The organism is Reyranella sp. (assembly GCF_004297405.1).
Taxonomy (GTDB): domain Bacteria; phylum Pseudomonadota; class Alphaproteobacteria; order Reyranellales; family Reyranellaceae; genus Reyranella.
Map to the genome: position 1 here is coordinate 1 of NZ_SCVC01000025.1, position 11,462 is coordinate 11,462.

Here is an 11,462-nt window from a genome sequence, read left to right on the forward strand (position 1 = left end):
ACGACATCGAGCGTGCGTACCGTTACGGCCTCCTTGGCGCAGGGCACATTGAGCTCGGAGAATTCCTGGACCTGGCGATGATCGGGTTCGAGAAAGGAGCTGAACTGATCGGACACCATGACGTTGATGGCCATCTGCTCGTCGCGGGCGCCCAGCGCATAATCCTCGATGTGCCAGTTGGCATCCTCGCGTGCGCGAGCCTGCAGCAGTTCGACATGGCGCGCCACCGGCTCGAATGAGACGATGGTACCTTCGTAGAAAACGCGATCGCGCAGGAAGTCTCGGTACTGGCCGACATTGGCGCCGACATCGAGTACGCAGTCGACGTTCAGTCGAGTCAGCAGCTCGCGCAGGTGCAGTGCGAAGTCGCGTTCACGCATCTCGCGCAACGGCACGATGTCATAGCCCAGCGACCGACTGACTTTGAGTACAGAATCCTTGACGATCTTGAGCATGAACGATCTCCGGGCGGGCCGGCGGAAGGCAAGCATCCGCGATGCCTCGAACCGAAAAGCGGTGATAAAAAGCAGTTCCGACTATCAGTGTAACCCCTTGCTTCTTCAGCAAATTGCCCGTGACCTGTCCGTGATTTCACTCACTATGCATTGAAACATTCGACTAAGGCGGCGACGAGGTGGCAAGGCTATTTGGCAAGACGGAAGCTCGGCAATGGAGTGGGCCTGATGGACGGTCGGCCCTAGCGACTCCGTCCTCCTGTGGCCGCGCTTCGAGATTCGTGACCTCCTGCACCGATCCGGGAAATCTCCTGATGCCGGCGATTCTTGGGCACGATGCTTGGTCGACCTTGCTGGTCATCGATCGTGAATGGAAGTGAGGGTCGACCCGCGTTGCACTGTGACGCGTTTGCTCAGGAGCGACCAAAGAAAGAATGAGCTGAGTGGCATTCTCTAGGTCCTGTTCACGCTCAAACCCTAGCGTAGCATTCGTTCGCCTTTAGCAGAGAAATGCGGGCGCAGCCAAATCGCGTTGCAGACAAGCGCGGCTCATTCATTGTTGATGCGCAGCCATCGGAAAGCGAAAGCCTGTACGACGCAGCCGCCAGCCTCATCGAAGAAAAGCAACAGTTCTATTCGCGACACACTCTTCAGCTCGATTGAGGCGACCTTCGCCTACTTGATGTGGACCAACAAAATCTGGTGCAGCCGCTGTCGCCGAGCTGCGTCGATAGACTTCGCGGCTTCTCTATTGCTTCGTGCCGACATAGGCACTTCCTGAAGTCTACTATGGCGCTTTCGCGCGGGTCGGTCGCTTTGACCTAACCTCGCAATGGCTGCCCTAGCCGGATCGCGACACGCTACTCTGCTCTGGCCACAGAACGTATAATCTCGAACCCCAACGGCCGACGAGAGAACAATGAGTCAACCGGGCGCGTTCGCTGATTGTTGAGTAGCGAATCCATCGATCCACTTCTTAGCCAGTTCAAGGTCTTTGAAGAGGCGCAACGGGTGATGCGCCATCGCCATGATGCCAAGCATCCTGGCGAGAGGTTCGGCCTGTTCCTTAGGCATCACGATCGCGGCAGGACCTGCCACCACATCGCCCCGCAGCATCCGAATGCGTACGCCAATCTCCACGGCCTCAGTCAACGTGATCTCCGGGATGGCCTGCGACAAATCGAGCAGTTGGCGATACTCCAGGGCATTGACCCCCGCGATAGTCTTCAAATAGTTCAACAGATCACTCGATGTAAGCACGCCGGCCGCGCTTCCAAGGATTAGCTTAGCTTTGGAATCGATGTGCCAGTGGAATGCCATGAGTGACACGAACTGCCTGACCGAGGGTGAGGGAGTCTTAATGTCAGTACGAACAGGTTCATGCGAGTCGAATTGGCGATAAGAGATTAGGAGAATGTCGCTGTTCGGATTCTGCGACACGTTAGTGTCGCAAGCATCGTCCGTATGTAAGAAGTCGAACCATAAACATTTCGGGAGCACTTAATAATCTGTATGGTCTTCAGCACCGCCGGCTCACATACTAACCGGAGACCTTCGACAGCCGATCGCCGGCCAGATGGACCGGCCGCATGACCAAGAAGGCGCCCAGCACCAGCAGCATGAGGACCGCAACGACAATAAAGGCGATCCCCCAGGCGATTGGCGACATGCCGCCGGCGAGTGATCCTGGGCGGCTCGCACAGCTCCTTTGCCATGGCATGGGCGTTGCTTCAACTGCCCGGCGCAGCGAGCCTCGGCGACGGGCAGATCGAGATCATGTAGCGCCGTTCTCCGAAGGTCTTCTATCCCGACGCTGCCGCCGCGGCTTCGGACCTCCATCCGGTTCACCCCGTTGACGGATGCCCGCGCACCGGCCGCGTGCACCGCATGGGCGGGCTGCGTGGCTTCGGGCGCGACATGTGGCGGCAGATCGCAAGGCGCCCAGGCACCACGCCAGACCCGCGGGTCGGCACACGCGCTGGCCGGCCTGCCCTCAGAGCTGCTGCGGGTCATGCTCGAGAAGGCGGCGCTTGTGGTCGCCTGCTTCGGCTACAGTTCGATCACGCTGCCCGTGCTCGACCAGACCGGCGCGCCGCTCACGCTCGCCGCGAACGCAGGCAGTGCGGCCGTGGGCGAAGACTGCAACCTGCTCTCCGCGCAGGGCTGCCGGATTGACCGCGTGTTCGGCATAGCCTTGGAACCGGCTACTGCCTGCCCGCCCGCCCGCCCGCCCGCCCGTATGGGCGGCGAACCCACCTTTGACGGTCAATGCAATAGCTTGTGGCTCTACCAGAACGACATCGGTGCCACGATGTACCGGGCGATCCTGCGGCTAACGCAGGCACTGCCGGAAGCCTTTGCAGCGGAGTGACTGCGCCTCTGCCGTGGCAAGGAGCGTGCAGCGAATTCGTTGATTGGGATGTCGGTGCCACATAGCGCTCTAGCCACCGCGCATCGCCAACCAATGCGGACTTATGCAGGCGGGCGATTGGAGCCGGCAGCAAGCCCACGGTGTGACGGGATGCGCGCGAAGACGAAGCTGACGTGCTGAGATATTCGGTCAGGGCGCTCCGGGGACTGGGCTATTGAATGCTCGGAGTCAGACTGGTCTTTCGGCCAAGTCTGAGCCGAGCGGCGAACGACTTTACTCTTGCTTTGATGAACGGTGCCGAGCGCCATCGCTAACATTGCCGCCAAGGCTCGGCGCCTGGCGGTGATCATTCCGTGGTGGCGGGTGCGTTTGACCACTGCCGAGGAGCGGGAACGGAAGGAAGGAGGCATCGCGGATCTCCCTTACGGACCCGCCCGGGCGCCTTACCCTCAACCTGCCAGACCCGTCACGGCGACTGCCGAGGGCCTCTAGCTCCTAGTCGCGAATTTCCACGGACCGGGTCAGACGCGAACGTGGCTAACAGCAAGCGAAGGCGATCCCCACCAGGTATGTTGCCCGGAGGGCGCTTGCCCTGGTCATTGTTCTACAAGCGAGTAGACCCTGCGAAGAAGCGGCATCTCTGGTATGGATAACTCTTCGGTCCGTCCACCGGCAGACAACTCAACAATTGAGTGCGCTTTTCGGAGAAACGCATGAAGCGGACGTCAGAAGTTCGGGAGGCGAGTCCAGACAGTTCGCTTAGCTTTCTGGCCAGCGGTGGCGAGATGGGCGCGCTGATGCGCGCGCACGACTGGACCACCTCGCCACTCGGCGATCCCGGGACCTGGCCGCAGTCATTGCGCTCGGTCGTTCAGCTCATGCTGAACAACCGCCAACTCATGTTCGTCGCCTGGGGCAAGGAGCTCGCCTTCCTCTACAACGACGGCTACGTGCCGACCTTCGGCAGTAAGCACCCGCGGGCGCTCGGCCGACCATTTAGCGAGGTGTGGTCGGAAATCTGGGACGATATCGAGCCCCTCGTGAGCAGGGCGCTAGCTGGCGAGACGACCTACAACGAGAACCTGCATCTCGTGATGGAGCGCAATGGCTACCCCGAGGACGCCTGGTTCACCTTCTCCTATTCGCCGGTTCGCGACGAGAGCGGCGCCATTGAAGGCATGTTCTGCGCCGGCATCGAGACGACGGGCCAGGTGCTCGCCGAGCGGCGGCTAATCGAGAGCGAGGCGCGTTCGCGCGCGCTAATGAATGCCAGCTCGGATGTCGTTTACCGGATGAGCGCGGACTGGACCGAGATGCGCCGGCTCGACGGGCGCGGATTTGTTGCGGATACCGACCAGCCGTCAGTCAAGTGGATCGATGAATACGTCTTCTCCGACGATCGGCCACACGTCCGGGCGGTAATCGACGAAGCCTTGCGGACCAAGGGCGTCTTCGAGCTTGAGCACCGGGTCCGCCGAGTCGACGGCACCGCCGCCTGGACCTTCTCGCGCGCAGTCCCCGTACTTGGCGCCGACGGTGAGATTGTCGAGTGGTTCGGGATGGCGAGCGACGCCACCGAGCGCGTCAACGCCGAGGTGGCGCTACGCGAGAGCGAGGCGCGCTACCGCAGGCTGTTCGACACGATCGATGAGGGCTTCTGCGTCATCGAGTTCATCGACGGACCGCACGGTTCTCTGTCCGACTATGTGCACGTCGAAGCGAACCCTGCCTACACAGCGAACGCCGGCATCCCCGATATTGTGGGGAAACGCCTTCGCGAGATTGTGACCGACGAGGCGGACGCCTGGGCCGAAATCTACCGCCGCGTCCTCCTCACGGGCGAGCCCGTCCGCTTCGAGCGCGAGCTCGTCGCCACAGGGCGCCACCTTGAGCTCGCTGCTTTTCGTGTCGAGCCCTCCGAGCGTCGTCAGGTCGCCGTAATTTTTAAAGACGTCACAGCGCGTCGCGCGGCAGAAGCAGCGCTGCGCGAAAGCGAAGCGCGCTTCCGCAACATGGCGGACCACGCGCCGGTGATGATGTGGGTCACCGACCCCAGCGGCTACTGCACCTACCTTAACGCCCGCTGGTACGAGTTCACCGGTCAGACGCAGAAGGAGGCCGAGGGCTTCGGTTGGCTCGACGCCACACACCCCGACGACAAGGCCGAGGCCGAGCGGGTGTTCCTCGAGGCGAACGCGGCGCGGCGGCCGTTCCGCCACGAGTACCGCCTACGCCGCGCCGATGGCGCTTACCGCTGGGCAATCGACGCGGCCACGCCGCGTGTGGGGGCAAACGGTGTATACCTCGGCTACGTAGGCTCGGTTATCGACATCGACGAACGGCGCGAGGCCGAGGACGCGCTGCGGGCGAGCGAGGGACGCCTGCGCGAGCTTAACGACACGCTAGAGAGCCAAGTCACCGCGCGCACGGCCGAGCGCGACCGCATGTGGGACACCTCGCCCGACCTCATGCTCGTCATTGAATTCGATGGTGTGTTGCGGCGAGTGAATCCGGCGTGGACAACGACGCTTGGCTACATGCCAGACGAGCTCGTCGGGCACCATGTCAATGAGTTCGTCATCCCCGATGATCACGACAAGACGGTGCAGGCCTACGAGCTTGCGGGCGCCGCCGGGCGCCCCGCGATCGAGATCCGCTATCGGCACAAGGACGGCTCGATCCGCTGGATCTCATGGGTGGCTGCGCCCGCAGGTGACGTCACCTACGCCACCGGCCGCGACATCACGGCCGACAAGGCGCGTCAGGCCGAGCTGACGCAAGCTCAGGAGGCATTGCGCCAGAGCCAGAAGATGGAGGCAATGGGGAGCCTAACCGGCGGCGTTGCCCACGACTTCAACAACTTGCTTACGCCGATCGTCGGGGCGCTCGACATGCTCCAGCGAAGAAGTCTCGGAGGCGAGCGAGAGCAGCGTCTCATCGCAGGCGCAACCCAATCAGCGGAGCGCGCGAAGGTCCTCGTCCAGCGCCTGCTCGCCTTCGCGCGCCGGCAACCGCTGCAGCCGGTTGCGGTCGACGTTGCCAGGCTGGTGCGTGAAATGGCGGACCTCGTGGCGACCACGACGGGGCCGCAGATTAAGGTCGTGGTCGAAGCCGACGATGGCCTGCCGCCTGCCAAGGCTGACCCGAACCAGCTCGAGATGGCGCTCCTGAATCTCGTCGTGAACGCCCGCGACGCCATGCCGGACGGCGGTACGCTACGGATCAGCGTGTCAGCCAACAAGTTGCGTGACGGCGCGGCCTCTTGGCTGGAACCTGCTGAGTACGTCCGAGTGTCTGTCGCCGACACCGGTATCGGCATGGACGAGTCCACCCTCGCCCGTGCGGTTGAGCCGTTCTTCTCGACCAAGGGCGTCGGCAAAGGCACTGGCTTAGGGCTCAGCATGGTTCACGGCCTTGCCTCACAGCTCGGCGGCGCGCTGACGATCAAGAGCAACCCCGGGCTCGGCACAAACATAGAGCTCTGGCTTCCGCAGACTAAAGCGGCGCCTGAGGCGCCGGCGATTACGCAGGATGCTGAGCTACCTCCCGGGCGCGGCACGGCGCTCCTCGTTGACGACGAGGAGCTCGTGCGCCTGAGCACTGCCGACATGCTCAGCGACCTCGGCTACCGAGTGATCGAGGCTGCGTCGGCCGACGAAGCACTAAGCGTGATCGGAAATGGAGCACACGTCGATCTCGTAGTCACCGACCACCTCATGCCGGGCATGACTGGCACCGACCTGGCGCGGGCCGTCCACTGCCACCGGCCTGAACTGCCGGTGCTGATCGTTTCGGCCTATGCCGAGGTGGAGGGCGTCGCACCCGACCTCCCGCGCCTCACTAAGCCGTTCCGCAAGGAAGAGCTTGCAGTGAGTATTGCCGGACTGTTCTCTGCCAACCGCTCGAACCGGGGCGTTGCGGGGTGTTCCCCCTGAAGGGGTCGGGCCGAGCCCATAGCTCGGCCGCGGGCGAAGCGCTCCCCTCACATCCCGTTACGGGAAAGGGCACAAGCGCACCAGAGTAAGCCAGCATTGTGATGTAGGGATTCCGTCATTCTTCACGCTGCCTTCCAATGCGAGGGCGGCAAGGAGGTTCTTCGCTAGATAGTCCTTATGCCTTTGCCTTGGGTCACTCCCACTCCTCGTCGGGTGGTGAGCTCGCAGGACGAGTCGTGCTCGCTTAATGTCAACAAGACTGACAGGATGTGATTGAGCCTGACGAGTACGTTCATCCCTGTGCGCCGTAGTGATTCGGGCATGCAGAATTCGCTATGCGGTTTGAGCGTGCTTGCGCCGCTCTAAGCTAGCGAGGGGAGAGTAAAGTGTCGCTAGCGAATACCCGGGTGCTCGTCGTGGAAGATGAAGTCCTCATACTGTTGACGCTTCAGGCCATGCTCGAGGACCTAGGGTGCACGGTCGTTGGCACTGCTCATTCGCTGGGTGACGGAATGGCAATGGCTAGCACTTTGGCTTTTGACGTCGCGATTGTTGATATGAATCTGGCCAACGAGCGCGCGCAACCGATCATTGAGGAAGTGGCCCGACGCCAGATTTCGGTAATTGTTACGAGCGGCTACGACGCGATGCGTAGTCTAGAACACTTCAAGGGACGAGCGTCGTTCACAATCCTGCCTAAGCCATACACATTTGATGAACTGAGCTCCGCTCTGTCAGCTGCGTCCGCGGGTACACCTTAGTCGGAAAGCGCTGCAATGTATGACACGCCCGCACGAGCATTGGATTGTCGCAATTTCCCCTGTGCAAGCGCGCGTCTTCATGCCGAAAGAGCACCTGGCGCGAAATCTCCCATCAGGCCGATCAAGCCTTGCACGCTTGGCCCTCCTCGAAACCCGACCGGCAAGCGGACAAACAGTGCTCCAAAGGCAGATAATCCCTTTCTCGATCGCTAGGCCGGGGCGTGCGAACTCTGAACTGAGTTTCTAACCCGCTGTCATCGCTCATTGAGACCGCCCTGCCGCAAGCGTAATGCGCAGGAAGGTGCCGCCGAGGGTAAGTCGACCGCAGTGTGCAGCAGAGACGGAAGGCAAGACCGATCGAAGTCGCCAGAACTGCACCCGATTGGATGGGCCAAAAGCTCTGATTAGGATCGGCGAGAGAATTGGGGTCGCAGATGACATTCTCTGCAGAAGTGCCCAGACAACAGGCACGCGGCTTTTGCTATGAACTTAACGCCTATTCCTTATCGGCATTGTCATCGTCGTTCGCGAGCAACGAAGCCTCATCGGTCAGTTGCTGCTGCTGCAACTGAACCTGTACATGCTCTACTCTAGCGCCGGCGGGCAATCGAGAGGCCTCGAGCGCGTCCGCTTCCGCATCGAGCTCCATGGCACGTGCGGACAGACGCTTGGACAACTCCTCATCCGCAGCGCCCTTGATCCAGCGCCGGGCTCGCCTCGCGTTGTCGCGCAGAAGGGCGATCCTACGGGCGATTTCCTCATCAGTCATCGCCACCTGCGAAGCGTTGGATGGTTATACGGGCGCGACCCCGCGAGATACCTTTGCTCTCAATGATCTCCAGCCGACCAATGCCGGAACCGAAGATTACTGATCCATAACGAGGTAGGCACAGAGCGGTTGCGCGCAGAAAGCAGTTTGTAAGCTCAGTGATCCGGATGGCGTGTCACACCGTAGTATGACTGGCACGTCCGAAGGGGATACCGCATGGTTGGTCGTATAGTATGGTTTCTGGCCGGGATCGGCCTCTTGAACGCAGGCGCCGCCTGGGCGCAGCCAGCTTCGATCGGTAGCGAACTCTCTGGGCCGCCGCCGCGCGACTGGACTTTCGACATCGGCCCCGGCGTGGTCATGGCGCCGTGGTTCGAGGGCGGAAAATACTATCGCGTCCTCCCAGTCCCCAACCTTGATTTGCGGTACCAACGCGACAAGTTCTTTATCTCGGCACGCGACGGCGTAGGCGCAACACTGTTCGAATCGTCGGGCTTCAAGATCGGGCCCATTCTGCGCTATCGCTTCCCTCGCAATGAGTGGGATGGGCCTGGTCTTTACGGTACCGGCACGGTGCCTTTCACCGTAGAGGGCGGCGGTTTTCTGCGTTACGACCATCCCTGGTTCGCGGCCAAAATTGAACTCCGCCGCGGATTGGGTGGCAGCAACGGTCTAGTATTCGACGCGCTGCTCGACGGTAAACTGAGACTCAGCGAAAGTCTGTTCCTCTCCGGCGGCCCGCGCCTCTCGGTGACCGACGCGACCTTTAATCAGGCCTATTTTGGGATCAATGCCGCACAGTCGTTCAACTCCGGCTATGAGCAGTATTATCCGGGAGCTGGTCTACGTAGTGTTGGTGTGGGCATGAGCGCACTTTGGCGGATCAACGACAAGCTCAGCTTGGTCGCTTTTGGCAGTTACAACTACCTCGCCGATACCGCTGCTAACTCGCCACTTCTGCAAGGCCCAGCGGGATCGCGTAACCAGTTCGTCGTCGGTTCCGCGCTCTCGTGGCGATTCGAGTGGTGAACCTGGCGAAACTCAAGCTGCGGGGTTAAGGCGCAGTAAGGCATAGTTCAGCGATGTTGCGAAGGCAACCCAAAGCGCGTACGGCACGAACAAGAATGCAGCAACGCGATCGCCGTTCAGATTTCGAGCGATGAAGACGATGATGCTGACCAGCAGAAGCACGATCACGGCCAGCGCCAAATCTATACGGTGCGCGACAAAGAAGATCGGGCTCCATATGAAATTCAGAGCTAGCTGCAGCCACCACAACAGCTTGTTCCTTGCGCCAGATGACCCGTTTTGCCGTATGCGCCAACCCGCAATGGCGATCATCACATAAAGAGACGTCCAAACCGGCGCGAACAGCCAGTTCGGCGGATTGACCGATGGCTTTGTGAGCCTGGCGAACCATTCGTCGGGACCGGTCACCATGCCGATCGCCAAGCCACCTCCGACGACCAGCACCAGAAAGCCGATCAACGATATCGTGGACTGGAGCCGGCTGTATGTCATCTCTGCCATGTCGCACCTCCTGCGCGAATCCAAGTCGATTTGGTAACGAGAGAGAGAACAGGCCTGCATGCCGAAAGGCGCCGCGGCCACGTGTTTGCGGGGCGTTTCCCGTCACCTTTAGTAGTAGGTGTCTCATCTACCGGCACTGTCAGCGCTACATCTATGGCCTGCGCCGTCGCAGTTCGAGCTCCGGATGCTAAGCTCTTCACTTGCCAGACCCTTGATCAGTACACCGATGCTCGCTCGAATCTTGGGACTCTGGATCCTGTAGTACGCTCGCATCAGCTTGAGCGTCTCTCGCTGCGTCAGTGGATCCAATGCTGGGTCTGCGCTCTCACACTTGAGATCCCGCGAGGCACGTCTTGTCGGGGTGCGCGCATCCGCTTTCGACATCGTACCGAAAAAATAGTCGACTGGCACCTTGAGCACGTGTGCCGCTTCGAATAGACGGCTCGCGCTCAAGCGGTTCAGTCCCCGTTCATACTTCTGGATTTGCCGGAACGAGACGCCAATGTTCTTTCCCAGCACTATCTGGCTCATGCCCAGCAGCATACGCCGTTGTGCCATGCGCTTGCCCACATGCACGTCGATCGGATGCTGAGCAGTCATTGATCCATTCTGTTCCGTTGCCTTGAGCTGTACCGGCTGGTCTTGCTATCGGCTGCGACACTTCGATCGGTAGGACCCATTACTGGCTACGCTAGATCGGTTCAGCTTCGCTAAGCCTTGGTATTTGGGTGTTACGATCCCGGCGCGCAAACGGATCACCGACGCAAGCTACTTAGTTCATAGACGTTCTCGGCACATGTGGACGCAGAGCAGGGCTGCACTGGTTGCCACCCGCGGGCTTTGCCGGCTTGCCCGTATCGCAATGAGTGATTCGCTCTCCAGGTCCACGTCGGTTGCACTGGTGATGGAGTTGGTTGTCACACCACTCCTATGCGCATGGCAAAGCCGTATTCTCGTGGCAACATTGCCGGAAAGAACCTGCCGATGATGGTAGCGCTATCGGGTTCCCGACCCGGCCGATCACGGAAGCATTCGGGCTCCCGAAACGTGGAACTTAGATCGAGCCGGCACAGAATGTCGAACGCGAGTTGTCAAGGATAGTGCGCCGCCTGTTCGTTTCGACCGCGGCTCCGATCCTGAGCAACCATGCGTTCGCAGCGCTCTATGCCCTACCGTTGAAGCTTAACTCCCGTGAACAACAGGAAGAACGCAACTGAAGAACTGATGATCGCTAGAGTTTACTGAGTAGGCGTCCAGATCACATCCTTGCACAACAACCCACCAAGAATGCAGCCTCTCGTCACCAGTCGGGCCCGCTCCACAATGAGCGTCATCGAGTACGTTCTATCTCTCTTGGGATCGTACGCCTTGCCCACTAGCTCGGTATCGGACTGGCGCCGCAATGTCATGATGAGCTTGTCGCCTACTTCCTCGCCCTTGCTGGTATCGCCTATCCAAAGGTTTGTGGCGCACAGCTGCTCACCGCAAGGAGCTATCTTCACTTTTGCGTTGCCGTCATTGCGGAACCAGATGCCGTCAGGATCAGCTGCCATTGCAGAGAACGACATCGCTGCCAAACACGCTAGAGACGTGCCCAGAACGCCTATGTGCGTCATTGTTGACCCTTTAGAATAAGTCAAG

12 protein-coding genes are annotated in these 11,462 nt (G+C 60.5%); 5 read left to right on the top strand and 7 right to left on the bottom strand.

Annotated features, from left to right (window positions below; translation table 11 throughout):
* A partial coding sequence (locus EPO50_RS16620; protein WP_296345997.1) for an FkbM family methyltransferase occupies positions 1-455 on the bottom strand: 455 nt, incomplete at its 3' end.
* A 510-nt stretch (positions 456-965) separates the two neighbouring features.
* On the opposite strand from EPO50_RS16620, the gene EPO50_RS16625 reads away from it, so the two are divergent.
* On the top strand, positions 966-1,118 hold the full coding sequence (locus EPO50_RS16625) for a hypothetical protein (protein ID WP_296345999.1): 153 nt from the start codon (positions 966-968) through the stop codon (positions 1,116-1,118).
* A 261-nt stretch (positions 1,119-1,379) separates the two neighbouring features.
* Here EPO50_RS16625 and EPO50_RS16630 read toward each other — a convergent pair whose 3' ends face one another.
* Complete coding sequence (locus tag EPO50_RS16630; RefSeq protein WP_296346001.1) at positions 1,380-1,775, bottom strand: hypothetical protein; 396 nt, start codon at positions 1,773-1,775, stop codon at positions 1,380-1,382.
* A 220-nt stretch (positions 1,776-1,995) separates the two neighbouring features.
* Complete coding sequence (locus EPO50_RS16635; RefSeq protein ID WP_296346003.1) at positions 1,996-2,124, bottom strand: hypothetical protein; 129 nt, start codon at positions 2,122-2,124, stop codon at positions 1,996-1,998.
* 342 nt (positions 2,125-2,466) lie between these two features.
* Between EPO50_RS16635 and EPO50_RS16640 the strand changes: the two genes are divergently transcribed.
* The 3 genes from EPO50_RS16640 to EPO50_RS16650 all read left to right on the top strand — a co-directional run bounded on the left by EPO50_RS16640 (position 2,467) and on the right by EPO50_RS16650 (position 7,522).
* Positions 2,467-2,826 (top strand): hypothetical protein, encoded by a 360-nt coding sequence (locus tag EPO50_RS16640; protein WP_296346005.1) that lies wholly within the window; start codon positions 2,467-2,469, stop codon positions 2,824-2,826.
* 713 nt (positions 2,827-3,539) lie between these two features.
* Positions 3,540-6,761, top strand: a complete 3,222-nt coding sequence (locus tag EPO50_RS16645) for a PAS domain S-box protein (RefSeq protein ID WP_296346007.1) — start codon at positions 3,540-3,542, stop codon at positions 6,759-6,761.
* 386 nt (positions 6,762-7,147) lie between these two features.
* Positions 7,148-7,522, top strand: a complete 375-nt coding sequence (locus EPO50_RS16650) for a response regulator (RefSeq protein ID WP_296346008.1) — start codon at positions 7,148-7,150, stop codon at positions 7,520-7,522.
* Positions 7,523-8,018: 496 nt separating this feature from the next.
* Here EPO50_RS16650 and EPO50_RS16655 read toward each other — a convergent pair whose 3' ends face one another.
* Complete coding sequence (locus EPO50_RS16655; protein WP_296346010.1) at positions 8,019-8,291, bottom strand: hypothetical protein; 273 nt, start codon at positions 8,289-8,291, stop codon at positions 8,019-8,021.
* Positions 8,292-8,507: 216 nt separating this feature from the next.
* Here EPO50_RS16655 and EPO50_RS16660 point away from each other — a divergent pair, with 216 nt between their 5' ends.
* Complete coding sequence (locus EPO50_RS16660; RefSeq protein ID WP_296346011.1) at positions 8,508-9,320, top strand: MipA/OmpV family protein; 813 nt, start codon at positions 8,508-8,510, stop codon at positions 9,318-9,320.
* Positions 9,321-9,332: 12 nt separating this feature from the next.
* Here the strand turns inward: EPO50_RS16660 and EPO50_RS16665 are convergent, their stop codons facing one another.
* From EPO50_RS16665 to EPO50_RS16675, 3 genes are all read right to left on the bottom strand, one after another.
* Entirely contained in the window at positions 9,333-9,821 is a 489-nt protein-coding gene (locus tag EPO50_RS16665; protein ID WP_296346013.1) for a TspO/MBR family protein, read from the bottom strand.
* A 123-nt stretch (positions 9,822-9,944) separates the two neighbouring features.
* Complete coding sequence (locus tag EPO50_RS16670) at positions 9,945-10,421, bottom strand: helix-turn-helix transcriptional regulator (RefSeq protein ID WP_296346015.1); 477 nt, start codon at positions 10,419-10,421, stop codon at positions 9,945-9,947.
* A gap of 638 nt (positions 10,422-11,059) precedes the next feature.
* Positions 11,060-11,437: a DUF2147 domain-containing protein gene (locus EPO50_RS16675; RefSeq protein ID WP_367268046.1), complete on the bottom strand. Its 378-nt coding sequence runs from the start codon at positions 11,435-11,437 to the stop codon at positions 11,060-11,062.
* Between the last annotated feature and the right edge of the window lie 25 nt (positions 11,438-11,462).

What these genes read in the sequence shown, in the direction of transcription:
- EPO50_RS16625 (WP_296345999.1), top strand. Translation starts at nt 966, where the DNA reads ATGCGGGCGCAGCCAAATCGCGTTGCAGACAAGCGCGGCTCATTCATT.
- EPO50_RS16630 (WP_296346001.1), bottom strand. Translation starts at nt 1,775, where the DNA reads ATGGCATTCCACTGGCACATCGATTCCAAAGCTAAGCTAATCCTTGGA.
- EPO50_RS16635 (WP_296346003.1), bottom strand. Translation starts at nt 2,124, where the DNA reads ATGTCGCCAATCGCCTGGGGGATCGCCTTTATTGTCGTTGCGGTCCTC.
- EPO50_RS16640 (WP_296346005.1), top strand. Translation starts at nt 2,467, where the DNA reads ATGCTCGAGAAGGCGGCGCTTGTGGTCGCCTGCTTCGGCTACAGTTCG.
- EPO50_RS16645 (WP_296346007.1), top strand. Translation starts at nt 3,540, where the DNA reads ATGAAGCGGACGTCAGAAGTTCGGGAGGCGAGTCCAGACAGTTCGCTT.
- EPO50_RS16655 (WP_296346010.1), bottom strand. Translation starts at nt 8,291, where the DNA reads ATGACTGATGAGGAAATCGCCCGTAGGATCGCCCTTCTGCGCGACAAC.
- EPO50_RS16660 (WP_296346011.1), top strand. Translation starts at nt 8,508, where the DNA reads ATGGTTGGTCGTATAGTATGGTTTCTGGCCGGGATCGGCCTCTTGAAC.
- EPO50_RS16665 (WP_296346013.1), bottom strand. Translation starts at nt 9,821, where the DNA reads ATGGCAGAGATGACATACAGCCGGCTCCAGTCCACGATATCGTTGATC.
- EPO50_RS16670 (WP_296346015.1), bottom strand. Translation starts at nt 10,421, where the DNA reads ATGACTGCTCAGCATCCGATCGACGTGCATGTGGGCAAGCGCATGGCA.
- EPO50_RS16675 (WP_367268046.1), bottom strand. Translation starts at nt 11,437, where the DNA reads ATGACGCACATAGGCGTTCTGGGCACGTCTCTAGCGTGTTTGGCAGCG.